Origin of the sequence: Pseudoglutamicibacter albus (assembly GCF_022346425.1) — a bacterium.
Taxonomy (GTDB): Bacteria; Actinomycetota; Actinomycetes; order Actinomycetales; family Micrococcaceae; genus Pseudoglutamicibacter; species Pseudoglutamicibacter albus.
Genome location: NZ_JAKRCW010000011.1, coordinates 38,491 through 61,560, shown reverse-complemented (window position 1 = coordinate 61,560; position 23,070 = coordinate 38,491). Strand labels below are relative to the sequence as shown.

The window sequence follows — 23,070 nt, the reverse complement described above, 5'->3', positions numbered from 1 at the left end:
CAGACGTGATGTAATGCCGTGCATGTCCAACAACGCCACAACGATCCAAGGGGACGGTGCTCGCGGACTAGATAGGCGAGGGCAGAACACGCATGGGCAGGATGCGCCCCAGAAACGCAGAGACGGCCGGAAGTTCCTCCCGGAGGTCCAAGCCCTGCGGGCGCTTGCCGTCTTCGCCGTTGTGGCGTGGCATTTCTACCCCAGGGCAGTTCCGGGCGGCTTTGTTGGTGTCGATATCTTCTTTGTGATCTCAGGGTTTTTGATCACATCGAAGCTTCTGCGGGACGCCGAAGTGCACGGCAAGATCAACCTCGCTGAGTTCTGGGCTGCCCGCATCCGCCGCATCATGCCGGCCGCGACAGTGACCGCGTGCGTGATCATCGTTGCAACGTTCATATGGTGGCCCACGGAGCAGTGGGAACAGGTTTCGCGGCAAGGCATCGCGAGCCTGTTGAGCATCGTGAACTGGGTTTTGGCCGTTGATTCCGTGGATTATCTGGCCTCAGACAATGCGCCGACCGCTTTCCAACACTATTGGTCACTCAGCGTTGAGGAACAGTTCTATGTTCTCTGGCCGCTCGTGGTGATCCTGGCCGTATGGCTCGCCCGCCGCATCGGGCTCACTGTGCGTGCCTATGCGATCGTCCTGTTTTCGGCGGTGATCCTCGCCTCGTTCGTGTGGGCTGAATATAGGGTCCGTTCAAACGATCCGGCGGCTTATTTCATCACGACAACGCGCGTGTGGGAGCTCGCCTTAGGCGGCTTGATCGCAGCCCTGGCGCCCTACATCCTCAAGGACGATTCCGGCAAGGGCAAGCAACGGATGGGCGGCGGCGTTTCGTGGCGTGCGGTGCTAGCGCTGGCAGGTCTTGCGGCGATGTGCTGGTCGATCCTCACGTACACGCACGCGACCCCGTTCCCGGGTGCTAGCGCGGCGGTTCCCGTACTGGGGGCTGTGGCGGTGATCATCGCGGGCCGTACCAGTGGTGCGTTGTCGCTGAATTGGCTGGTTGATTGGGCGCCGGTTCAGTGGCTGGGCAAGGTGTCTTTCTCGCTGTATTTGTGGCACTGGCCGGTGTACATGGTTTTCGTGCAGATCACGGAGCATAAGCCGTATTGGTGGCAAGTGCCCGTGCTGATGCTGATCTCGTGTGTGCTCGCGCACGTTTCGTGGCGTTGGGTTGAGGAGCCTGCACGCCAGTGGAAGCGTTTGAAGGTCTCGCCTGCGCCAGCGTGGATCGCAGGTGGCGTGGCAACGCTCGTTGCTGTTGCGGTTGCTGTGACTCCGATTGTGCGTGCGGATGCGATCAATCGCGAACAGAAGGAGCTCGCTGCGGAGCTTCTAAAAGGTGAGCGGCCGGAGTTCGCTGCCGGTAGTTGGGATCCGGTCATCAAGAAGTCCGGGGCTCAAAAGCTCGATGCGGGGCATCCGGATAGCCCGGGCGGCCGGTTGGTCACCGAAGAGGAGCGCGCCGACGAGCTTCCAGCGGCGTTGACCTATGGCTCGGTGATCACGCCGACTCCGGCGGAAGCTGAGGACGATGCGCGCACGGATCAGGAATGCTTCGCGGGCAACGGCAAGAAACACACGCCGCGCTGTGTGAAGGGTAAGGAAGACGGTGAGAAGACGATCGCTGTGATGGGTGATTCTCACGCCCGGATGCTCGTGGAGCCGCTTGAGGAGCTAGCGAAGGACCATGACTGGCGGATCATCACCTACACCAAGGCTTCATGCCCCATGTCACTTGAGCCTCGTGAGCTCGGTAAAGCTGATGAGCGGTGCGTTGAACCGAATAAGGAATCCATCCAGCGGGTTATTGAGGATGAGCCCGATGTGATTATCACCAAGAACTTTGCAGGATCAACATTCCGCGGCGATGCGGCGGACGGTTACGAACGCACATTCAAGGAACTGCAGAAGAGCGGGGCGCAGCTTGTAGTGGTTCGAGACACCCCGGTCCCGTCGCGTGATGACGATATTCCGATTCCACGCACGTGCGTTTCCGGGAGCATGGACAAGCCACACGAGTGCGATTTCAGTGTTGAACAAGGTTTGCTTGATGACCCGGCGGTAGAGGCGGCCGAGCGGCTCGATGACGTCTACTTCCTGGATATGACCGATTACTTCTGCAGCAAAGACGAATGCTCCGTGGTCGCGGGCAACACGCTGATCTACAGGGATGGAAATCACGTGACCAACACGTACCTGAGAAGCCTCGCGCACGTCCTGGAGCGACGCCTCCCTCAACAGCTACGCGACCACAAGGACTGACTCCTCCCGCCCACGCGCGCCACACATCGCAGTGCATGATGGTACCCACACGCACAGTGAAGAGTTATGGCTTGAGCCGTACTGCGGGTAGACTGGTGCTGTTGCCCACTTTCAAGTTTTGCTGGCAACCGCATCGTGATGCGCACTTCAGCAGGCTTGCACGCCCTGCACGGCAGGGTAGGGGCTACCGCAATAGAACCTCCTGGTACGGAAAGACCGTGCCCGCTTTATGTCCAAAGGAGGTGGGTTCACTTGCGTAACTACGAACTGATGCTGCTGGTTGACCCCGAGGTCGACGAGCGCACCGTTGAACCGACGCTCAACAAGTTCCTCGAGGTCGTCACCAAGGACGGTGGAACCGTCGAGAACATCGACATCTGGGGCCGTCGCCGCATGGCCTACGAAATCAACAAGAAGGCTGAGGCCATCTACGCAGTGGTTAACTTCACCGCTGAGCCACAGACCGCATCCGAACTTGACCGTGTTTTGGGCCTCAACGAGTCCATCATGCGCACCAAGATCATCCGCCCAGAGGACCAGCGCATCAAGTAAGCGCGTCCTCAGCGGGCACAACCACGTTTCAACGCTTCACGCTAAGGGGAATCATGGCTGGAGAAACCATCATCACTGTGGTGGGTAACCTCACCGCTGATCCGGAACTGCGTTTCACGCCCTCCGGTGCCGCGGTAGCGAACTTCACGGTCGCTTCTACGCCGCGGATCTTCGACCGTCAGGCCAACGAGTTCAAAGACGGCGAAGCCCTCTTCATGCGCTGCAGCGTATGGCGCGAACACGCCGAAAACGTGGCGGAATCACTGACCAAGGGCATGCGCGTCATCGCCCAGGGTCGTCTCCGTGCCCGCAGCTATGACGATCAGAACGGCAACCGCCGTACCGCATGGGAACTGGACGTCGACGAAGTCGGCCCAGCCCTGCGCTACGCAACCGCACAAGTCACCCGCAACCAGCGAGGCGGCGGGGGTAACCAAGGCGGTTTCGGCGGCAACCAGGGCGGCTTCGGTGGAAACACCGGCGGCGGCTTTGGTGGCGGCAACCAAGGCGGAGGCTTCGGCGGCCAGCAGAACCAGGGCGGCGGCGGAGACTGGGGTGCGCCTCAGCAATCTCCAGCTAACGACCCGTGGGGTAACTCTGGCGGCTCAAGCGACTGGGGCGCAAACCCCGGCCAGTCCGCACCACCGTTCTAAATCGTTTTCAAACCAATACCCATCCCGCAGCTGACACTGCGGGCTCCAAAACAAACTAAGGAGCTCCACGATGGCTAAGCCTGAAATTCGCAAGCCTAAGCCTAAGGCCAACCCGCTCAAGGCCGCCGACATCGACTACATTGACTACAAAGATGTCGCCCTTCTTCGCAAGTTCATCTCCGACCGCGGCAAGATCCGCGCTCGTCGTGTAACTGGCGTGACCGTGCAGGAGCAGCGCAAGATCGCTCAGGCGATCAAGAATGCGCGCGAAGTTGCCCTGCTTCCATACTCCGGCGCTGGCCGCGGCTAAGCAAGAAGGAGGAGAGAAGAAACATGGCAAAGCTTATTCTCACGCATGAGGTAACCGGCCTGGGTGCTGCTGGCGACATCGTCGAAGTACGCGACGGCTACGCACGCAACTACCTGCTGCCACGCGGCTACGCGATCACCTGGACCAAGGGTGGCGAGAAGGACATCGAGTCCATCAAGGCTGCTCGCGAGGCCCACCGCATCGCGAACCTCGAAGAAGCACAGAAGATCGCAGACGGCCTCAAGGACGCTGAGATCCGCATCGAGGTTAAAGCTGGTGACACCGGCCGCCTGTTCGGTACCGTCAAGCAGGCCGACGTTGCAGCAGCAATCGAGGCTGCCGGCCTGGGCAAGGTCGACAAGCGCACCATCGAGATCGCACAGCAGGTCAAGACAACTGGCCACTACAAGGCCACCGTCCGTCTGCACGACGACGTTCTCGCGAACACCACGCTGCACGTTGTTGCAGCACCAAAGGGCAAGTAACACTCAAGCACTCAGCGCGCGGAACCATAATGTGAACCGCGTGCCAGCTCACGTGTGAAACAGTCTGAGACGCGCCCCGCGAGGGGCGTGAACGAACGCCGCACCCGGGAAGGGGTGCGGCGTTCGTCTCATTAAATGAACTAGATGACACATTCAGTTGCACGGCGTGCGCTGAACTGTTTATCGTTTAACACACGAATCATGAGTACGGATTTTTAGGCCCTGGCTAATCCGTCGGCAACCCTCTCGCGTAGGTGGGGTGCCCCAGGTGACGATTCGGCCGTCGGGAATGCCGGCGGCAAGCTGCGCCGGCCATTGTGGACGGCCGATACTTGCGAAGGATGAATCGCTATGTCCCTGACCCACACCATCGACCAGGCAACCCTGCGTTCGGCATTCGACCGTTTCCCTGTAGGCGTAGTAGCTCTCTGCTCCCGCGTGGGAGGCCACCACGAAGGCATGGTCTCCTCGAGCTTTGCGGTCGGCATCTCATATGAGCCAGCGCTCGTATCCTTCTCAGTTCGCAACGAATCCCGCACATGGCAGCGCCTCAAGCACGGCTATCGGCTTGGCGTCTCGATTCTGGCCGATGAACACCGCGAGGTCTGCTATCAGCTCGCCTCCCGCGACGCATCCAAGCGTTTCAGCGGCCTCGACGTCACGCTAGCTGACTCCGGTGCTTTGTTCCTGGACCGCGCCGCCCTGTGGCTTGAGACCTCGATCTATGACACGGTCCCGGCAGGCGACCACACCATCGTGCTGTTGAAGGTCCACGCTGTATCTCACGGCGAGGAACACGGAGAGCCGATCGTGCTGCACGGCAAGACGTTCCGCGACCTTGCGCAGCTTCCAGACCGCGCACTCGTAACCGCCTAAAGCCTGCTGTTTGGAAGGCGCTGATCATAGGACAAACGCGGGCAGTTAATCTAGGTTGGCTTAGAGCTGAGCAAAAAAGCAGTGCTATCTGAGTCCCGATCTGCGTATATTGAGGCCATGGAGAAGAAACATGTAGCCCTCACGTCCGTAGCAACCCTCGCGCTGGTTCTTGCCGCTTGCGGTGCTCCAACGGAGGACAAAACCTCCGAATCCACCCAGGACGCCCAGCAGACCCAAACTCAGCAGACTGAGACTCAGCAGGCGCAGAACACTGACGCCGATGACGCTGACGATGCTGATGGTAAGGACTCTGCAGACAACAACGCGCAAGCCCCAACCAAGGGTGGTAGCCAACAGAACGCTCTCAAGGCGATCGAGACCGCTGAAAAGGAAGTTGGCGGCAAGGTCGTTGACCTCGACTGGGATGACGATAAGAGCGGCTGGAGCGTAGATGTTGTCAAGGGCAATAAGAGTCACGAGCTCGAGGTAGCCGCTGACGGATCCAAGGTCACCAACCAGGATGAAGTCGAAGACGTAGACAGCGATGACCGCCGCGAATATGACGCGATCAAGGTAGAAATCGCTAAGGCGATCGAGACCGCGCTCAAGGACACCCCAGGCACCCTCGATGACGTCAGCGTTGACGAGGAGCAAGGCCAGATCATGTGGGAAGTTGATATCTACCCAGAGGGTGGCGGCGCCGACGTGACGGTCTATGTGGACGTCAAGAGCGGACAGGTCCTCAAGAAGGACAAATAAGCACGCAAAAGCATAAGCAATAGTGCAAGGTAGTTTGTGGGGCGGGCCCTTTCGGGCTCGCCCCATGTGCATGTAGCCCCATTTGTGGGGGCGGTCAACCTTCCGCGAGGGTGAGTTGGCGAACCTTCAACCTCTACTCGGGCGAGTCTGTGGGTAACTAGCCCAAACCTGTGGATAACTTAGCGTTTCAGGCATGTATCGCGTGGATATCCCTCTTGTCAACATGACACGTGTGCTTGAAGGTTGGGGAAAAGTTTTTAGAGCATCTTCATAATCCACAAGAAAAAACCGCGGAATCTCGCGGGATACAGCTAATTTTAAGCAAAATCACAGCGCTGTTTTCCCCAGGTTATCCACAGAAGTAGTGGATAACCACCGGTGTGTTCCACAATAGTCCACACACTATCGACAGGGGCTGTGGATAACTCGGGTTGTGTTGTGTTTATTTCGCCCTACACTGAGCCTGAGAACAGTACAGGTTGAAGGAGCACAGTGGATCAGTACAGCGACGCCGACTACAGCGATGCAGGCGCATCTTCCTCGGGTGCGTCCTCACTTGCTGAGCGCGTCCCGCCTCAGGATGTAGCGGCTGAACAGTCGGTTTTGGGTGGCATGTTGCTCTCCCAGGACGCGATCGCCGACTGTGTAGAGATTCTGCGCTCATCGGACTTCTATAAGCCCGCGCACTCGATCATTTTTGACGCGATCACCGATCTTTACGGCCGCGGGGAACCGGCTGATGCGGTGACCGTCTCGAGCCACCTGACCAAGAGCGGTGAGCTCAACCGTGCCGGAGGCGCGGCCTATCTGCACGAGCTGATCCAATCCGTTCCGACGGCCGCGAACGCGAGTTTCTACGCCGAGATCGTGAGGGAGCGCGCCATCCTGCGCCGCCTCGTCTACGCGGGCGACCGCATCACGCAGATGGCCTTCGCAGCCGACGGTGAGGTCGACGCGATCGTCAACGACGCCCAGTCCGAGGTCATGCAGGTTGCTGAACGGCGCACTGCGGAAGACTATGTGCTGCTCTCAGAGATCATGGAGTCCACGGTCGATGAGATCGAGGCCGCAGGGCAGATGACCGGCGACGAAATCACCGGTGTGCCTTCGGGCTTCTATGAGCTCGACGAGCTGACGCAGGGGTTCCAGGGTGGCCAGATGATCGTGGTCGCGGCCCGCCCCGCAGTCGGTAAGTCGACCTTCGCGCTGGATATCGCCCGTTCCGCGGCGATCAAAAACGGCATGACCACCGTGTTCTTCTCGCTAGAAATGGGCCGCACCGAGATCGCGATGCGCATGCTCTCAGCTGAGACCGCCGTCGGACTTCAAAACCTGCGTAAAGGTGACTTACGCGACGAGGACTGGACCAAGATCGCCCGCACCCTCCCACAACTGAATAACGCGCCGTTCTTCATCGACGATTCACCGAACATGACGCTCATGGAGATCCGCGCGAAATGCCGCCGCCTCAAGCAGCAACATAACCTCAAGCTCGTGGTGCTGGACTACCTGCAGCTCATGTCATCAGGTAAACGCGTTGAATCGCGCCAACAAGAGGTCGCTGAGTTCTCGCGTGCGCTCAAACTGTTGGCTAAAGAGCTCGATGTTCCGGTCATCGCGCTCTCGCAGCTCAACCGTGGCTCCGAACAGCGCACCGATAAGCGCCCACAGGTCTCCGACCTGCGTGAATCCGGTTCGATTGAGCAGGATGCCGACATGGTGATCCTGCTGCACCGCGAAGACATCTACGACAAAGAATCCCCACGCGCAGGTGAAGCCGACGTAATCGTGGCTAAGCACAGAAACGGCCCGACCAAGACGATCGTGGTCGCGTTCCAGGGCCATTACTCGCGCTTCAACAACATGGCCTATGAATCCGCCGACGCCGGCATCTAGCAACGCGCTAGAGCGGGAGACATCAGCGCATCAGCGGGCTGACTTTAGAGCGGGGTGACCTCGCGGCGTTCCGGCCGCTTCTGGTTGCCCTCCTGCACCTTCTTCTGGCTTTGGCCCTGATCGCCTTTCTGGGTCTTGTTGCCAGGGGTGCCGTCTTTGCGTTTCTGGTTCTTCTTCCGTGTTGGCCGCCATTTGACGCGGCGGCGAGGCTCGATGCCTGGCATCTTCTTGGACATTGGCGAACGGCCGCGTGGGCGCTCACCGAGTTTGATGAAGACGACTCCGGCGAGGATCGCCGCACCACCCACGAACTGGATGCTCGCCAGCGTCTCACCGAGTAGCCACCACGCCACGACGGCCGCGAAGAGGACCTCGGTGAGGTTCACGAACGAACCCACGCCGGCACCCATGAGCCGCAGGCCCACAACACCGAGGACGTAGGCGGCGACGGTGAAGACGATGATGATGCTGTGGGCGATGTACCAGGGTGCACTCCATTGGCCGAGCGCAACGAGGTCCGTGGTTGCTTTCCACGGGAGCAAACCGAGTGCTATGAACGGGACCGTGCCGATAGCGCCCACCGCGAAACCCAGCCCCGTCAGGGCGGTGGAGGGGATCCGGACCGAGTCGTTCGCAGAAATCATGAAGTACACGGCCAGGCACACCGCTGAGGCCAGCCCCATGACCACGCCGAGCGCGTCAAGGGAACCGGAGCCTTCGCCGATGACCGAGCCCACATCGAGCACCGCAACCAGGCCGATCATCGAGATCGCAAGCCCAAAGAACGTGAGCCCGGAAGGGCGGGCCTTGGTGCGGGCCCACAACCAGAAAACGATCATCATGGGTGCGGTCATCTCAAGCAGGATCGCGATCGTAACATTCAAACGTTCCACCGCGACAAAATACGTAGCTTGAACGCCGGTCATCGAGAACAGGCCGAACGCGACTACAAGCCGCCAGTGCGCACGCACTTCACCCCATTTACCGCGCAACTGAATCAGCGTGGGAACTAGGAGGAAGAGCGCGCAACCGGTCAAACGCACCAACGTGACTGATCCCGGCGACCAGCCGGAACCGTAGAGCGCTTTCCCCACCGGTCCAGGAAGAGCGAATGCAAAGGACGACGCCAAAGCAAAGAGAAGACCGATAAGGAATTTCGGTTGCATAAACACCTCCTAGTGGATGGACGAGCTATAAGTCAGCCTAGAAAATTTATTGCGATCACTGGCAAATTGCGCAAAGGTAGGCAAGGCTAGTGTCTCACTAGAAGCTTGACGATACGTAGGGGCTAGCAATGACTAATAAAACGAAGGCTGTACGACGCGCATTAGCAATGATTGCTGTGCCACCGCTGCTTGCAGCCTCGCTCGTGGCTTGCGGCGATAAGAGCGACGGCAACGAGACGAGCCAACAGGGCGCCTCGAGCGAACAGTCTCAGAGCCAGCAGTCTCAGAGCACTGAGTCCCAGAGCAGTGAGGCGTCAACACCGCAGAACTCGCCGGAACCGCAGGATTCACAAGGCAGTGGATCGGCATCCGGAGCGTCGCCTGCAAGCCCGAAGTTCATGGAGTTCATGAAAGACAATGTGAGCTCCGACTATAGGGTCGTGGATCTTAGCTCGAGGGTGTCGAAACCGGACGTGGGTGCCGGCGCAGCCGCGGATCAATGCCCAGCCACGGTCTATGGCGCAGCGGACCTCGTCAAGTATGGCGCTCAGGTCGTCACTGCTGTGCAGTCGGGCCCAAAGCAGAAGGCCGTCACCGTGCTCATGTTTGGATCGGCTGATAAGGCGAATGCTGCCCTCGATCAGGTCAACTCGGAACTGGATAAGCCGGAATGTAAGGAAACCCCGATCAACGGTAAATCGATCAAGATTGAACCGCTCAAGGATACGCACGGCTTTGATAAGGCCGCGGGGATGACCCTGGATGTCCAGGGTGAAGACATCGACAACCTGTTCGCAACGAAGGGTCAATTCATGGTGATCATGATCGGAGACCTCGACGAGGTAGTTGCTGACGGAAAGAAGGTTTACGACGCGCTCCCAACGCCATAAATCAGTCGGCGTGGGTGAGCTTTAGTAGCCCAGAAAATTTGTTGCGATCGGGAACGATCTACGCAAAGCTAAGCACAGCTAGTGTCCCACTAGACTCCACAAAAATTCTCTGACATGTAGGGATTCTCAAGTGCTCAACAAAACAAAGACCGCGCGGCGTACTCTGGCAATTCTCGCTGTGCCTTCGCTACTCGCGGCGTCGCTAGTCGGCTGCTCCAGCAACGATGGCGGCGACAAGAAGCCAGCCGAAGAGGCCACGCAGGCCGCGCCACAGAACTCGGAAACCCCAACGGAGAGCGCAACCCCGTCGACGTCGGGAAGCTCTGAGAAGACCCCAGACGGCATTGCGGACGTACAGGATGCCGACCGTGACTTCATTCAGCTCGTGAAGAAGAACGTCGGCAAGGACTACCAAGTCGCAGACCTCAAGCCCTACTTGCAGAAGCCTGACCTGGGTAACAGCAAAGCCGGCGAGGAATGCCCAGTTTCCGCCTTCGGTGTAGCAGAGCTCGTTGAAGACGGCTCCCAGATTGTGACTGCCCTGAAGCAACAGTCCTCATCCGAGTCTGGGGTAGCGATGCAGGGCATCAACGTGATGAAATACACTTCCGGTGAGCAGGCGGAGAACGTTCTGGAGCGGGTCCGGAAGGAAAATGAGAACTCGGCCTGCAGCAAGATCGAGATCCAGGGCCAGACCGTGACCAACAAACCGATCGAGGACAAGTTCGGCTTCGACGAGACTGCAGGGTTCGCCACCAACTTCGCAGGTAGGAACGTCGAATACGTCTACGCAGTCAAGGGCGACTACGTCGTATCGATGGTTGGCGACGTTAAGAAGACTGCGGCTGACGCTAAGAAGGTCTATGACGCGCTCCCATAACGGACACAGCGCTTCGCGCCAACGGCCTGTTCACACCCGGTATCCGGTAGATGTGGACAGGCCGTTGGCTTCCCGTACGCCCAAGCGGCGGCGACGCTCGCTCGCGGTAGCGGCGTTCGGGACGGTCGTCGAGTGGTACGACTTCTCGATTTTCTTCTATGTATCCACTTCGCTGACCCGCACGTTCTTCCACGGGGATACCTCCTCGCTCCTGCTCACCCTCGGTGTTGGCGCGGCAGGGTTCCTCTTCCGCCCGCTGGGAGCCATGGTTTTCGGGCACCTGGGGGAGCGCATCGGGCGTAAACAAGCCCTTGTGATCTCCGCGATGCTGATGGCGGTAGCGATGTTCGGCATCGCGGCCCTGCCCGGCTATGACGTGCTCGGGGTGTGGGCAGGCATCCTGCTGGTGGCTCTGCGATGCCTCGCGGGATTCTCGGTGGGCGCTGAATACACCGGGATCATGGTGTACCTCATGGAGTCCGCGAAACAGAACCGGCGCGGGGTCGCCGCGAGCTGGGCAGCAGCGAACTCTGAACTCGGCTCCCTCCTTGCCGTGGGTGGGGCGGCGTTGCTAGCGCAGTGGCTCACCGCTGACCAGATGGATAGCTGGGGGTGGCGGATCCTGTTTGTGGTGGGCGGGCTCTTGGCAGCCGTCATGATTCCGTTGCGGCGGTTCATGGATGAGACCCAGACGTTCGAAAAACTCCAGGAAGCCGGGGTTACACAGCGGCGCAAAGGATCGCCGCTCATCGATGTTTTGAAGCACCAACCTAAAGCGGTGCTGGTCGCTTTCCTGTTTTCCTCGATCGGCTCGGTCACATATTTCCTCAACATCACCAACATCCCCACCTATCTTGAGTCCACGGCGGAGGTTTCGAATCAGCTCGCGTTGAACCTCGGTGCTATTGCGATGGTTGCAGCGATTATCGCGACCCCGTTCATAGGCCTGCTTTCAGATAGGTTTGGGCGCCGCACGATGATGCTCACGCTCGGGCTCGTGCTTGTGGTCACGACGTTGCCGGCATATCTGCTGCTGGCTGGCTCCGGCAACGCAGGTGCAGCTACAGGTGTTGCCTTGCTTGCGGTACCGGCGGCGGGATGGTCCGCGGTCGCGGCGGCAGCGATCCCAGAACAGTTCAGTGCGCTGGGGCGTTTCGCAGGGATGGCGATCGGCTACAACATCGCTGCCGCGGTTTTCGGTGGGTTCTCTCCGATGATCGCTACAGCGTTGATCGAGGCGACCGGCAACCTGTATGCCCCGGCGTACTATGCCACGGCGGTCGTGGTGCTGTTCGGTGCCGTGTTGCTGTGGCTCATGCGGGATATGGCGGGTAAATCGCTGGAGGAAGTGGACCGCGATCCCGCGCTCAAAAAGCCCAGATAGATACCCATGTAGACATTGTTGAACAATCTGGGGCACTATAGGTGGGTAACCCAACCCGAGTGAGCCGAACCGAGTGAACAACCCACCAACCAGCGAGCCATCGCCGAGCGATCTGCCAGCGAGCGATCCCGCACAGCGCAGCCTCGCGGACAGCACAGCCGACAACCGCATCGAGATGGAGCGCGTCTCCGTCGAATACGATGACCGGCGGGTCCTTGACGATGTTTCGCTCACCTTGGATGAGCAGCGGATCGCGATCATCGGGCTCAACGGCTCCGGTAAATCCACGCTCGTGCGCCTCATCAACGGCCTCGTGATGCCCACCTACGGCCGAGTCACGGTGGGTGGGGCGTGCACGATGAAAGAAACCAAGCGGGTGCGCCGCAAAGTCGGTTTCGTGTTCCAGAATCCCGCGAACCAGATCATCATGCCCACCGTGGGCGAAGACATGCTGTTCGGGTTGAAGAACATCGGAATCCCTCGGGGTGAGCGCGTTGAGAGAGCCCGCGACACGCTTGCTGAACTGGGGATGGGGGAGTTCTACGAGCGTGAAACGCATGCGCTCTCTGGCGGCGAGCAGCAGATGATCGCGTTGGCTTCGGTTCTTACAATGCGCCCCGAAACCATCATTTTGGATGAACCGACCACGATGCTGGACCTACTGAACCGGCACCGGATGCGTTCGGTGATCGCCGGCCTTAGCCAGCGCAGCATCGTGGTGACGCACGATCTGGAGCTTGCCGCGGATGCGCAACGGGTTCTGGTGGTGCATGAGGGCCGGATCGTTAAGGATGGGACGCCCGCTGACAGCATTGCGGCCTACCGCAGGATGTGTGAGCTGTGAACAGTTCCTATTCCTTGATCCAGACGGGCGCGGCACCGCACAACCCCGGAGTGCTGGAGCGGCTCCCGGCCGGGTTCAAATTCGCGGCACTGTTCGTTTTGAGCATCGTGACCTACCTGATCCCGTGGATGAGCGTGCAGCTGGGCCTGCTGATCGCAGCGTTCGTGATCGCGTTGCTGCCGCGGGTCCCGTTGATGCGCCTCGTGAAGTCGCTGCTGTTTTCGGTGGTCATTGTGGGGCTCGTGGTGGCGATCATGGCGTGGCAACAGGACCTCGCCCGCGGCGTGCATTTCGGTATGCGGCTGTTGACGCTGGTTTTGCTCGCGTTCGCTGTGACCGCATCGACCACGTTCCCGCAGATGCTGCGGGTCTTCGAGAAGATCGTGTCTCCGCTGCGGTGGGTTGGGGTCAACACGGAGAACATTTCGATGGCGATGGCGTTGACCATCCGCTTTGTCCCGCACCTGATGGGGATGTACCAGGAGGTCCGCGAAGCGCAGATCGCCCGCGGCCTGGAACGCAGACCGCTCGCGCTGATTGTTCCCATGATTTTCCGCACGTTGAAAACATCTGAACAGGTGGCTCAAGCCCTTGATGCCCGCTCGTTCAACACCCGAGAGAGGAACCGCTAACCGATGATGACCACTGCAACAGGTGAGCCTGTACGTAACGCTCGCCGCTCTAACCCGACGCTGGATCTGGTTTTGGTGGCGATGTTCGCCGCGCTGACCGCTGTTTTGGGTCTCATGCCGCCGATTACGGTCGGTATTTTGCCTGTCCCGATCACGTTGCAGACCCTCGCGGTCATGCTCGCAGGCGCGCTCTTAGGCCCTTGGCGCGGCGCGCTTTCGCAGGTCCTGCTGATCGCACTGGTCGCAGCTGGCCTGCCGCTGCTGGCCGGTGGCCGCGGCGGTATGGGTGCCCTATTGGGCCCGACGGGCGGCTACATTTTCGGTTGGGTCCTCGGCGCGCTCGTGATCGGTTTGATCACGGTATCGTTCTATGACCGTGCCCGGGCCGCTTGGATCAACGCCGTGATCCTGTTCGCGGCATGCATCGTAGGTGGCGTGCTGGTCGTCTACCTGATGGGTTCGGGGTGGCTCAGCATGACCACCGGCATGGACATCGGTACCGCTCTGAAAGGCAACGTCGTGTTCATCCCGGGTGATACCGCTAAAGCCGTGATTGCCACCGCAGTAGCGCTTCTGGTGCACCGCTCCTATCGCGGCCTCCTCGCCAAATAGAGAGGCAGGGCCCGGCCGGGCGGAAGGTCTGGCGGCGCAAGCCAGGCCGGTGAGTCCGGCGCGGGCAACCCTGCTTCTTGCCTCGCCGCCGCCAGTGCAAGAATTGCTGTATGCCTGAATTCTCGTTGCCAAACTATGCCGAACCGTTCGCCCAGGTTGTGATCGATAACCTCACAACCGAGTTCCCCTACGCCGCGCATCACGTGCAACGCGACTCAGCGGACCTGTTGCAGCCCCGGCAGATGCATCCCGCGTTCGCGAACTCGTTCGACTGGCATTCAAGCGTGCACATGCACTGGCTTGGCACGCAGCTCATCGAGCATGTGGAGGCGGAGGCCTCCGGCCGCATCGTGGATGTGCTGCAACAGCATCTCAGCGCCGACAACATGCGCGCTGAGGCCGAATATGTGGCCGCGAACCCCTCGTGGGAGCGCCCTTACGGGTGGGCGTGGGCCGCGCAACTGGTCGATGCGCTCCATGACAGTCGCGTGCCGGAGGTCAACGCGCTCGCCGAGGGCGCCCGGCCGCTACTGGATGCGGTCATGGACGCGGTGCGGGCGTGGCTGCCAGCGATGCCGGAGCCGGTCCGCCACGGCGTGCACTCGAATACGTCGTTCGGTTTGCGGCGGCTCCTGTTGGTTGCCCGGAGGCGCGGCTATGCGGATGTCGCGGACCTGATTGTCGAGCATGCTCGGCGTTTCTACAGCGCAGATACCCGGTGGCCGTTCTCTTTCGAACGTTCTGGGCACGACTTCCTCTCCTCCGGGATGTGCGAAGCCGACCTCATGTGCGAGGTACTGGCGCCGAACACAGCCGACCTTGCCGGCTGGTTGCCTGGGTTCATGGCGGAGCTTGCTGAGGACGCCCGCTCGCTTGCTGCCGGCTCGCTTGAAGCCGGTAAGGGTAAGTTGCCGCGGGTTCTGCAGGCGGTCGCGCCGATCGATGCGAGCGACGGTCACCAATCCCACCTGGACGGGCTAGGGCTCACGCTCGCCGCATCGGGCCTGCGCGTGGCGCGGGCGCTGGATGCCCTCGATGCCGAACCCGAGCTAGCGGACACGTTGCGTACCGCCGCCCCGCGGCTCATGCGCAACGGCCTGTCCGCGGCAACCACGGACGAGTTCATGGCCTCCCACTGGCTCGCAACCTTCGGGTGGGAGGCCCTCACCGAGCTGAGTCGGTGAGTAACCCGTTGGCGCGCAGGCTCGCGGCAAGCTCATCGTTGCTTGGTTCCACGAGGTGCGTGCCTACCGCGTAGCACCGCTGTGCTTACGGCGCAGGGCCAGGGTGAGTGCTCCGCCTACCAGCATCGCAGCGGCGGCGAACATCATCCACGAGTTCACATCAGCACCCGTTCGAGCCAGGTCACCGCCACCGGTGTTGGCACCGGCATCCGTGGAACCGCTACCCGGGGTGGTTACGGCAGCGTTATCTGGAACCGGAGTGCTAGGTGCTGGCGAGGATGGTGCTTCAGTGGTTGGGGATGCGCTCGGCTGCTCGGATGGTGCCGGGCTCGATGGCGCCTCGCTCGGTTCATCCGACGGAGCATCCTCGCTCGGTTGCTCGCTCGGCGCGTCTTCGCTCGGTGCTTCCTCTACTGGTGGCTGCTCGGTTGGGCATTTCGTGGTGAGGGTGCCTTCGCGCAACGAGACGTCGTCGGTGTTGTTGTCGTCAGCGTAGAACACCGGGAGCGCGCCGTCTTTGCACTGGCTCATGTCAGCGATCGCGAAGCCTTCGTTAGCGTAGTTCTGGGTTTCGCTTGGACGGTTCAGAACCTGGCTCACAGCGAGCCTTACCGCCGCATCGTCAGCGGACTGTGTGGTGGCCGAGCGAGCGCTCACCTTCTTGACAGCGTTTGTGTTCGTTGCAGCGTCAGTCTCGCTTGCGGTGTCAGCGCCCGCTTCCGGGGTGAGGACGGCGATGCGGCCTTCGCATGCGTCATCGCAGATAGCCCACAGTTGGCTGCGGTGCGCATCGAAGAGGACTCCGGCGACCACGTCGAGGCCGGTTTCGATGTCAGCGATCCGCTGGAAGCCGCCGTCTTCGTTCAGGACGTAGAGGTAGACGTGGCCCGTGCCTTCGATGCCGACCGCGAACACACCGCCGTGGTGGGCGGGGTAAGCGGATGGGTCGTATGGCTTGCCAGTGGAATCGTCGTGGATCTTGTTCTCAACGAGCCAGGAGTCCGGAACCCAGGTGAGGCCTTCGATGCCGGAGTTAGCGCCCAGGCCCGGGAAGTCGGGTGCGAGGTTCCACTCTTTCGCGGCTTTCAGCTCACCGTCGGCATCGTCGATGGATGGCGTGGTGAACGCGAGCACTGACGGGCGGGAGGTGCCCTTCTTGGAGTTGTCGCGTTCGGTGCCCACGAAGATGCTGTTCGGGGCGCCGGCTGCGCGGGTCACGGCCTCGGCATCCGGGGTTCCGGTGCCGTCAGCGTACTTGAGGGTGAACGTCTGCAGTTCAGCCCCGCGGTTAGCTTCGGTGCCGTCCAGGCGCAGCAGCGTTCCGTTGCCGTTTTCGGCAACCCACAGGTATGGCTTGTCGCTACCGAACGCGCCGGCCGCTTCCCAGAACAGGCCGGACCAGTCGCCGCGGGCCTCATCGGCATCGTGCAGTGGCTTGACGGTCTGCCCGCCCGGCCACGCCGACGGGCTCAGCGGGGCAGGGGTGGATGGGTCCGATGGGTCAGCCGACTCGCTTGGCTCTGCCGGGGGTTCTTCGCACTGGTTCGCGGCACCCTTGGTGGATGCGAAGGTATCGATCATCTCGCCGGTGAAGTCTGGGCAGCGGCCGTAGGTGATCGCGGCGTGGCTGGTCCAGCTGTAGGTCAGGACAGGGTCTTTCGCGATCGCGTCCTCGACCGATTCACCCTCAGCGGGTGGGGCGTAGAGGTTCACGGAATCGTCTTTACCGAGCCCGAAATCAAACCCTGGGGTGGAACCCTGCGCTTGGTCAAGCACAAAGAATCCGTTGCTTGGGACCACGGAGCCTTCCGGCAGAACATAGGTGTGGCCGGCCTTCGTGGGTTCATTATCGGTGAAGATGTAGCCGGTGAGGTCCACAGCTTGGCCGCTCGGGTTGCCGAACTCAACCCAGTCCGTGTCATCCCCGTTGGACTCAACCTCATTGACAACCACGGCAAGCTCAGCGGCTTCAGCCGCACCTGTTTCCGGGGCGGCAGACTCTGCTGCCGCGGATTCCGACGCTGGGGCTTCCGGCGCGGCGGTTGCGTACGCAGGGGAGAAGCCGCCGCTGAGTGAGAGCGTGAGGGTGGTTGCCAGAGCCGTTGCGAACGATGCCGCGGTCAGCTTCCGCGCGAACGCCCGCTTTCTGGTGAATGCTTCAGAGGTGTGAGACGTAGCCATGCCACCCAGGATGCTGTAGCGGCGGAAACTGCGGGTTAACGCTGGGTTTCTAAGCGTTGGAGTGGCTAGAAAACGTTAGGTGAAAACCTCGATGATCCCGTGGATCATGAACCACAGCCCCAGCGCGCAAAAGACCAGGCCAGCGAACAGGTCGAGGTGTTGCAGCCATCGTTCCATGCGCGTGCGCAAAGCTGGGGCGCCAGCGATGAACGCGATGAGTGCGAACCAACCGAACGTGCACGCAAGCAACAACACGAGTAGTGCGCTGACCTGCCACAGCGGCCGCTCGACCGCGATGAAGGGCGCGAACATCGCGGTGATGTAGATCAGGAACTTAGGGTTGGCGAGGTTAGTGACACAGCCGCGCCACCACGAACCCCAGAAACCCAGTATTGCCGGCCCGCCCTGGGGCGCTGTACGAGACGGCTGCGCCGTACTGGAAGAGTGCGCTGTATTGGCGGACGGGGCGGCGGTTGACGCTTGATCCGCGGCGTCTTGTTGTTCCTTGGCTCGCTTTTCCCAGTCGCCGCCGGCGTTGATGATGGCCGGGTTGTTGCGGGCTGCATACCAGCCGCTTAGGGCGCCCCAGCCCATCCAGATGAGAACGGCGCCACCGGCGATCTGTAGCGCGGATCCGAGCCACGGGACGGTGCGCATCAATAGACCGAGGCCCGCGAACGCTAACGCGAGATAGAACCCAACGGACGTAGTGATACCGAGTGCCGCGGCGATACCTTCACGCCGCGAGCCCGCCAAGGAACGGTACAGAACCACGAACAGATCCGGCCCAGGGGACATGAGTCCGGCCGCCCACGTCACAAGTAACGGGAGCAAAGAAGCGAGAAATGCCGTAGTTTCCACTTGAGCAAGTCTAGATCCTCGCAACCATGTCCAGCCTCGAAACCAGGTCCAGCCCCGCGACCAAGCCTCGCGACCAGGTCCAGTGCCGCCGCACGCCCGTCATCGTCCCCGCAAAGGTGAACTCGGGGTTAAGGGCAGCGGCCCCGCTCTCGAGGGACGCGGGGCCGGCCGTGAAAGTGATGACGATGCACTGATTCTATGGTGACGCCACGCATTCGTGGGTGCGGCCTGATTCGGCGCTCCAGGCGGGCGTCTATTGTTAGAAGGTGCCCCCTTAGCTTAGGCGGTGTGGGGCATGAGTCGTCAAACTGGCGCATAGTGCACTCACAGAACTCTGTTGATATGGCGCAGTTCTGTTTTGGTATTGCACAGTTCTGTGTTGATGTGATGTGGTCCAGTGTTGGTGTGGCGTAGTGATTAGGTATGGGTGAGGTGATGAGCGTGAGTAGCGAGTATTGGAAGAACGCGTGGGCGGTGTTGAACGGCGCTAAGCCGGAGAGCATCGAGGAAGCATCCTCTGGCGCGAGCCACGTTGTGATGAAGGTTTCGCCGCAGGAGCTTGCCGAGCCTGCCGCGGCATCGAACAGCGTGATCACACACGCACCCATGGGGGACTACGACGTCGTGGAGGTCGCGATCTTCGACCAGCCCGCGGCCCGCATCCGTTGGGTAGCCGACCCCGACGAGGGCGCCGGCATGATCGGCGCCGTCAAAGCCCTGCCCGGCAATCACTTCAGGACAGGCAACACGAGCGATGCGGCGGAGAGCGCTGACAACACGGACGGCGCGGACGGTGGGGAAGGCGCAGACGATGCGGAAGCCGCGCGGCAACAGATGCAGGCCGTGGTGCAGCAACTGCGGTTCGCGGCCGCGGATGAAGCGTGGAACGCCGGCGCAGACGAAGTCTATACAGTCGTGAAAACCAGCGAGAAAGAAGCGCTCGCCGAGGCAGGCTGGGAAGAAGTCGCGGAGGTCAGCATCTCCTAGGGCCAGGCTTGAGGGGGCGGGGTTTAGGGTTAAAGGTATGTCTTCAACCCCACCGCAAGGCCCATCGCCGCACGGTCAACCGCAGTACCACCCTGTCTATCAACCCGGCCCCGCTTATCAACCTGGGCCTGCATACCAGCAGGCGGGCGGTCAGCCGCCGCAACAACCGCAACAGCAGCCGCAACAACCCCACCCGGCACATCAACAGCCGCAGGGTAAGCGTAAGCGTTTCCCGCATCCTGTAGCGCAACTGGATGGGTTCACGTGGTGGGACCTCGGGGCAGCTATCGCCTACGTCCTCCTGCTGTTTATTGGTCTGGGCGCGTTGATCCTGTTCATTCCGGGTGTCGCGCCGCTCTTCAACGGCAACGAGGCGTTAGCGAACGTTGTGGTTTTGCTGTTCACGTACGCGGTGGTTGCGGTGCTCGCGATGATCGCGTTGGGCAACGAGCTGTGGAAGTCCTTCAAGACGTTCCGGTGGTATCCGCTCGTTAAGTATTTGTGCATCCCGGGTTTGTGGCTGGGGACCCAGTTGGTGAACGTCATGATCCAGGCGGTGTGGAACCACATCTCGGGCGAGATGCCAAGGCAATCGCAGAATCAGCAGATCGCTGAAGGCCTCGCTTCCGCGGTTCCGTGGTGGCTCATCGGGCTTGCGATCGTTCCGTTGGGCCCGCTCGTTGAAGAGTATTTCTTCCGGCACCTGATGATCGGCAAACTATCCCGCTGGGTCAACCAGTGGGTTCTGCTGGTGGGCTCCTCCGTACTGTTCATGGGTTTGCACTTTGTGGGTGCCGGCGAGGTCCCGACCGTTTCCACAGGTGCGCCGTACCTGGTGATGGGCCTGGTTTTCGGCACCGCATATATTTTGAGCGGTAAATCGATCGCGTATTCGTGGGTTTTGCACACGCTCAATAACGCGGTTTCTTTAGCGGTCATATACCTCGTGGAGCCCAGCGGCCTCACAGATGTTCCCCCGAGCACGCTGTGGATGGGTTGGCTGATGCACGCATGAGCGCATCTGCCGCCTTTAGTGGGCATCGCCGCGGTTCTTCCGGGTACCGGCGGATGATTATCGCCTTGTTCGCCGCCGGTGTCGCGACGTTTTCGCAACTGTATTCCTTCCAGGGTGTTCTGCCGCAGATCTCTCAAGAGCAGAACGTTTCCGAGGCGAGCGCGGCGCTCACGGTTTCGCTTGCGACGCTCGGTTTGGCTGTTGCGGTGTTGCCGTGGTCGGTTGTGGCGGATAGGCGTGGCCGGCGCGCGACGATGCGTGTGGCGATCGTCGCGGCCGTTGCGTTAGGTCTGTTGGTTCCATGGTCTCCGTCTTTCGAGGTCCTGTTGGGTTTGCGGTTCCTTGAAGGCCTCGCGTTGGGTGGTATCCCCGCGGTCGCGTTGACGTATCTTGCCGATGAGGTTGAGGCGACCGTCGCCTCGGTTGCGGCTGGAACATATATTGCAGGCACAACGCTGGGCGGCCTGTTCGGACGGATGCTCGCCGGGCCGCTGGGCGAAATCTTCGGTTGGCGGGCAGGTAGCTTCTCCGTTGCGTTGAGTGCCGCTGTTGCGGGGCTCGTGTTCTTCCTGACCGCGCCGGAACCTCGCGGTTTCGAACCCGTGCAACGTAAGTCTGCCCGCGATATCCGGCTCATCACTAAACTCGGTTGGGGTTTGAAGAACCCACACCTTCTAGCGCTCTTCGTTCAGAGTGGCTTACTCATGGGCGGGTTCGTTGCCGTCTATAACTACATGGGTTTCCGGCTCGAGGCCCCGCCGTACCTGGTTCCCACATCGTTGGCTTCTCTCGTGTTCCTGACCTATCTCGCCGGAACATACACCTCCGCGTGGGCGGGGCGGCTCGCGAGCCGCAAAGGCAGGTTCGTGGTGCTGGTCGGTGCGGCACTCGTGATGTTCACGGGGCTGCTGATCACTCTGATTCCGTGGATCCCGGGCATCATCGTGGGGCTCGCGATCTTCACCGGCGGGTTCTTCGGCGCACACGCAGTCGCATCCAGTTGGGTTCCGGCTATCGCAACACGCGGTCGAGCCCAAGCCTCAAGCCTCTACAACCTCGTCTACTACACCGGTTCATCCCTGTTCGGGTGGGCAGTTGGGTTCGCGTTCCAAGCCGCCAACTGGGGCGGGGTCGTGATTTTCGTGGGCGTGCTCATCTGTGTCGCCGTGTTCGCCGCCGTCAAGCTTCTGCCACGCGATCTACCGCCACGCGACGGCGCCACTGTCGCCTGACGCGGCGCTAGCGACTCAGCCGCCGCCAACTAAACTGTGCCCGTGAAGGAGGCCGTGCCCGTGAAGAAGACAGTTGAGTTCCCTGGCTTGGCGCGGCAGATTATCGCGCTCGCGCTACCTGCGTTGGGGGCGTTGATCGCGGAGCCGCTGTTTCTTCTGGCTGATACCGCGATCATCGGGCACCTCGGGGTGGGGGAACTCGCCGGCGCAGGTTTGGGCACCACGATCCTGCACACCGCAGTGGGGCTCATGATTTTCCTCGCGTACGCGACCACCCCCGCCGTCGCCCGAGCATACGGCGCACGGAATATGCCGAAGGCGCTCGCCGCGGGCCGTGACGGGATGTGGCTCGGGCTGTTCTTAGGTGTAGGGCTTGCACTCCTGGGTTATGTTTCGGCGCCGTGGCTCACGGGGATGTTCGGCCCGGATCAGGCCACGCACGCGTTCGCGATCGATTATGTGCGCTGGTCCATGCCGGGCGTCCCGGCGATGCTGCTGGTGCTGGCTGCGACCGGTGTTTTACGTGGCCTGCAGGACGGCAAGACCCCGCTGATCGTTGCGAGCGCGGGCTTCGGCTTGAATATTGTCCTGAATTTTTCGCTCGTGTATCTGGCGGGCATGTCGGTTGCGGGCGCTGCGCTGGGGACTTCGATCGCTCAGTGGATCATGGCGGCCGTCTACCTCGTGTTGCTGGTTCCGCGGATCCGCGCAGGCGGGGTAGGGCTGGCTCCATCGGGGGCTGGTTTGCGGGCTTCAGCCCAGGCGGGCGGATGGCTCATGATCCGTACCGCGGCGATGCGGATCGCACTGTTGCTAACGGTGTGGGCTGCCACCGCCCACGGCGCGGTGACGCTGGCCGCGCATCAGCTCGCGTTCACGTTCTTCTCAACGCTTGCGTTCGCGTTGGATGCGATCGCGATCGCCGCGCAGTCACTCATCGGTAAAGAACTCGGTGCAGGCAACACGGACCGGGCGCAGGCGTTGACCACCACGATGGTGCGGTGGGGTTTCTGGTTCGGCGCCATCGTTGGCGCAGTGCTTGCCGCAACAGCCGTGTGGCTGCCGCGAGCGTTCACCCCCTCAAGTGAGGTCGCACACGCCGCAACGATCGCGCTCGTGATTCTTGCGGTGATGCAGCCGATAGCCGGGATCGTGTTCGTTCTGGACGGGGTGCTGATCGGGGCGGGGGACCACCGCTACCTTGCGATCGCATCGTGCATTCAACTGGCCGTATACGTGCCGTTTCTGGCGGTTGCGGCGTTGGTTTCGCTGCCGGGGGTGGTTTTGGCGTGGATTTGGATTGCGTTTGGCATCTATATGGTGGCGCGGTGGGTTACGTTGGAAGTGCGGTCACGTTCAGGTGCGTGGCTCGTGAGCGGCTGACGGTGTGAAGGAGGCA

General features: G+C 61.2%; 22 protein-coding genes and 1 riboswitch. Of the genes, 19 read left to right on the top strand and 3 right to left on the bottom strand.

What is annotated here, in order from left to right:
• Positions 1–22: 22 nt before the first annotated feature.
• The 8 genes from MHJ63_RS07635 to dnaB all read left to right on the top strand — a co-directional run bounded on the left by MHJ63_RS07635 (position 23) and on the right by dnaB (position 7,803).
• Positions 23–2,272: an acyltransferase family protein gene (locus tag MHJ63_RS07635; protein ID WP_035755759.1), complete on the top strand. Its 2,250-nt coding sequence runs from the start codon at positions 23–25 to the stop codon at positions 2,270–2,272.
• A gap of 252 nt (positions 2,273–2,524) precedes the next feature.
• Positions 2,525–2,824 carry a 30S ribosomal protein S6 gene (gene rpsF, locus MHJ63_RS07630; RefSeq protein ID WP_035755761.1) on the top strand — a complete coding sequence of 100 codons (300 nt, stop codon included), beginning with the start codon at positions 2,525–2,527 and terminating at the stop codon, positions 2,822–2,824.
• 53 nt (positions 2,825–2,877) lie between these two features.
• Positions 2,878–3,477 (top strand): single-stranded DNA-binding protein, encoded by a 600-nt coding sequence (locus tag MHJ63_RS07625; protein WP_035755763.1) that lies wholly within the window; start codon positions 2,878–2,880, stop codon positions 3,475–3,477.
• Between the two features lie 70 nt (positions 3,478–3,547).
• Complete coding sequence (gene rpsR / locus MHJ63_RS07620) at positions 3,548–3,787, top strand: 30S ribosomal protein S18 (RefSeq protein ID WP_035755765.1); 240 nt, start codon at positions 3,548–3,550, stop codon at positions 3,785–3,787.
• 23 nt (positions 3,788–3,810) lie between these two features.
• On the top strand, positions 3,811–4,272 hold the full coding sequence (gene rplI / locus MHJ63_RS07615) for a 50S ribosomal protein L9 (RefSeq protein WP_035755767.1): 462 nt from the start codon (positions 3,811–3,813) through the stop codon (positions 4,270–4,272).
• Positions 4,273–4,469: 197 nt separating this feature from the next.
• A riboswitch (SAM riboswitch) is annotated at positions 4,470–4,583 on the top strand.
• 40 nt (positions 4,584–4,623) lie between these two features.
• Complete coding sequence (locus tag MHJ63_RS07610; RefSeq protein ID WP_035755769.1) at positions 4,624–5,148, top strand: flavin reductase family protein; 525 nt, start codon at positions 4,624–4,626, stop codon at positions 5,146–5,148.
• Between the two features lie 117 nt (positions 5,149–5,265).
• The gene (locus MHJ63_RS07605; protein WP_035755771.1) at positions 5,266–5,907 is read left to right on the top strand and encodes a PepSY domain-containing protein; all 642 of its coding nucleotides are present in this window, start codon (positions 5,266–5,268) and stop codon (positions 5,905–5,907) included.
• Between the two features lie 492 nt (positions 5,908–6,399).
• The gene (gene dnaB / locus MHJ63_RS07600) at positions 6,400–7,803 is read left to right on the top strand and encodes a replicative DNA helicase (RefSeq protein ID WP_052048389.1); all 1,404 of its coding nucleotides are present in this window, start codon (positions 6,400–6,402) and stop codon (positions 7,801–7,803) included.
• Positions 7,804–7,847: 44 nt separating this feature from the next.
• Here the strand turns inward: dnaB and MHJ63_RS07595 are convergent, their stop codons facing one another.
• Complete coding sequence (locus MHJ63_RS07595) at positions 7,848–8,969, bottom strand: EamA family transporter (RefSeq protein ID WP_239446842.1); 1,122 nt, start codon at positions 8,967–8,969, stop codon at positions 7,848–7,850.
• Between the two features lie 128 nt (positions 8,970–9,097).
• Between MHJ63_RS07595 and MHJ63_RS07590 the strand changes: the two genes are divergently transcribed.
• The 7 genes from MHJ63_RS07590 to MHJ63_RS07560 all read left to right on the top strand — a co-directional run bounded on the left by MHJ63_RS07590 (position 9,098) and on the right by MHJ63_RS07560 (position 15,395).
• Positions 9,098–9,859 carry a hypothetical protein gene (locus tag MHJ63_RS07590; protein WP_156961790.1) on the top strand — a complete coding sequence of 254 codons (762 nt, stop codon included), beginning with the start codon at positions 9,098–9,100 and terminating at the stop codon, positions 9,857–9,859.
• A gap of 130 nt (positions 9,860–9,989) precedes the next feature.
• Complete coding sequence (locus MHJ63_RS07585) at positions 9,990–10,739, top strand: hypothetical protein (RefSeq protein ID WP_035755775.1); 750 nt, start codon at positions 9,990–9,992, stop codon at positions 10,737–10,739.
• Positions 10,723–12,123 carry an MFS transporter gene (locus MHJ63_RS07580; RefSeq protein WP_239446840.1) on the top strand — a complete coding sequence of 467 codons (1,401 nt, stop codon included), beginning with the start codon at positions 10,723–10,725 and terminating at the stop codon, positions 12,121–12,123. Before MHJ63_RS07585 ends, MHJ63_RS07580 begins: the two co-directional genes overlap by 17 nt.
• A gap of 73 nt (positions 12,124–12,196) precedes the next feature.
• A complete protein-coding gene (locus tag MHJ63_RS07575; protein ID WP_239446838.1) occupies positions 12,197–12,967 on the top strand; it encodes an energy-coupling factor ABC transporter ATP-binding protein in 771 nt (256 codons plus the stop codon).
• A complete protein-coding gene (locus tag MHJ63_RS07570; protein WP_083285460.1) occupies positions 12,964–13,599 on the top strand; it encodes an energy-coupling factor transporter transmembrane component T family protein in 636 nt (211 codons plus the stop codon). The genes MHJ63_RS07575 and MHJ63_RS07570 overlap by 4 nt, the downstream gene beginning before the upstream one ends.
• A 3-nt stretch (positions 13,600–13,602) precedes the next feature.
• Positions 13,603–14,211, top strand: coding sequence for a biotin transporter BioY (locus MHJ63_RS07565; protein WP_239446837.1), 609 nt, complete (start codon positions 13,603–13,605; stop codon positions 14,209–14,211).
• A gap of 110 nt (positions 14,212–14,321) precedes the next feature.
• Entirely contained in the window at positions 14,322–15,395 is a 1,074-nt protein-coding gene (locus tag MHJ63_RS07560) for a DUF2891 family protein (protein ID WP_239446836.1), read from the top strand.
• Between the two features lie 63 nt (positions 15,396–15,458).
• On the opposite strand, the gene MHJ63_RS07555 is transcribed toward MHJ63_RS07560, so the two are convergent.
• Positions 15,459–17,576, bottom strand: a complete 2,118-nt coding sequence (locus tag MHJ63_RS07555) for a lamin tail domain-containing protein (protein ID WP_239446835.1) — start codon at positions 17,574–17,576, stop codon at positions 15,459–15,461.
• A 75-nt stretch (positions 17,577–17,651) separates the two neighbouring features.
• Positions 17,652–18,374 carry a LysE family translocator gene (locus MHJ63_RS07550; protein WP_239446834.1) on the bottom strand — a complete coding sequence of 241 codons (723 nt, stop codon included), beginning with the start codon at positions 18,372–18,374 and terminating at the stop codon, positions 17,652–17,654.
• Between the two features lie 504 nt (positions 18,375–18,878).
• Here MHJ63_RS07550 and MHJ63_RS07545 point away from each other — a divergent pair.
• The 4 genes from MHJ63_RS07545 to MHJ63_RS07530 are packed head-to-tail and all read left to right on the top strand — an operon-like array spanning position 18,879 to position 23,054.
• The gene (locus MHJ63_RS07545; RefSeq protein WP_239446832.1) at positions 18,879–19,424 is read left to right on the top strand and encodes a hypothetical protein; all 546 of its coding nucleotides are present in this window, start codon (positions 18,879–18,881) and stop codon (positions 19,422–19,424) included.
• A gap of 37 nt (positions 19,425–19,461) precedes the next feature.
• Positions 19,462–20,439, top strand: a complete 978-nt coding sequence (locus MHJ63_RS07540) for a CPBP family intramembrane glutamic endopeptidase (RefSeq protein WP_239446831.1) — start codon at positions 19,462–19,464, stop codon at positions 20,437–20,439.
• Positions 20,436–21,671 (top strand): MFS transporter, encoded by a 1,236-nt coding sequence (locus tag MHJ63_RS07535; protein ID WP_239446830.1) that lies wholly within the window; start codon positions 20,436–20,438, stop codon positions 21,669–21,671. Before MHJ63_RS07540 ends, MHJ63_RS07535 begins: the two co-directional genes overlap by 4 nt.
• Positions 21,672–21,725: 54 nt before the next feature.
• Positions 21,726–23,054 (top strand): MATE family efflux transporter, encoded by a 1,329-nt coding sequence (locus tag MHJ63_RS07530; RefSeq protein WP_420876144.1) that lies wholly within the window; start codon positions 21,726–21,728, stop codon positions 23,052–23,054.
• Positions 23,055–23,070: the final 16 nt, after the last annotated feature.

What these genes read in the sequence shown, in the direction of transcription:
- MHJ63_RS07635 (WP_035755759.1), top strand. Translation starts at nt 23, where the DNA reads ATGTCCAACAACGCCACAACGATCCAAGGGGACGGTGCTCGCGGACTA.
- MHJ63_RS07625 (WP_035755763.1), top strand. Translation starts at nt 2,878, where the DNA reads ATGGCTGGAGAAACCATCATCACTGTGGTGGGTAACCTCACCGCTGAT.
- rpsR (WP_035755765.1), top strand. Translation starts at nt 3,548, where the DNA reads ATGGCTAAGCCTGAAATTCGCAAGCCTAAGCCTAAGGCCAACCCGCTC.
- rplI (WP_035755767.1), top strand. Translation starts at nt 3,811, where the DNA reads ATGGCAAAGCTTATTCTCACGCATGAGGTAACCGGCCTGGGTGCTGCT.
- MHJ63_RS07610 (WP_035755769.1), top strand. Translation starts at nt 4,624, where the DNA reads ATGTCCCTGACCCACACCATCGACCAGGCAACCCTGCGTTCGGCATTC.
- MHJ63_RS07605 (WP_035755771.1), top strand. Translation starts at nt 5,266, where the DNA reads ATGGAGAAGAAACATGTAGCCCTCACGTCCGTAGCAACCCTCGCGCTG.
- MHJ63_RS07595 (WP_239446842.1), bottom strand. Translation starts at nt 8,969, where the DNA reads ATGCAACCGAAATTCCTTATCGGTCTTCTCTTTGCTTTGGCGTCGTCC.
- MHJ63_RS07590 (WP_156961790.1), top strand. Translation starts at nt 9,098, where the DNA reads ATGACTAATAAAACGAAGGCTGTACGACGCGCATTAGCAATGATTGCT.
- MHJ63_RS07580 (WP_239446840.1), top strand. Translation starts at nt 10,723, where the DNA reads ATGACGCGCTCCCATAACGGACACAGCGCTTCGCGCCAACGGCCTGTT.
- MHJ63_RS07565 (WP_239446837.1), top strand. Translation starts at nt 13,603, where the DNA reads ATGATGACCACTGCAACAGGTGAGCCTGTACGTAACGCTCGCCGCTCT.
- MHJ63_RS07560 (WP_239446836.1), top strand. Translation starts at nt 14,322, where the DNA reads ATGCCTGAATTCTCGTTGCCAAACTATGCCGAACCGTTCGCCCAGGTT.
- MHJ63_RS07555 (WP_239446835.1), bottom strand. Translation starts at nt 17,576, where the DNA reads ATGGCTACGTCTCACACCTCTGAAGCATTCACCAGAAAGCGGGCGTTC.
- MHJ63_RS07550 (WP_239446834.1), bottom strand. Translation starts at nt 18,374, where the DNA reads ATGTCCCCTGGGCCGGATCTGTTCGTGGTTCTGTACCGTTCCTTGGCG.
- MHJ63_RS07540 (WP_239446831.1), top strand. Translation starts at nt 19,462, where the DNA reads ATGTCTTCAACCCCACCGCAAGGCCCATCGCCGCACGGTCAACCGCAG.
- MHJ63_RS07535 (WP_239446830.1), top strand. Translation starts at nt 20,436, where the DNA reads ATGAGCGCATCTGCCGCCTTTAGTGGGCATCGCCGCGGTTCTTCCGGG.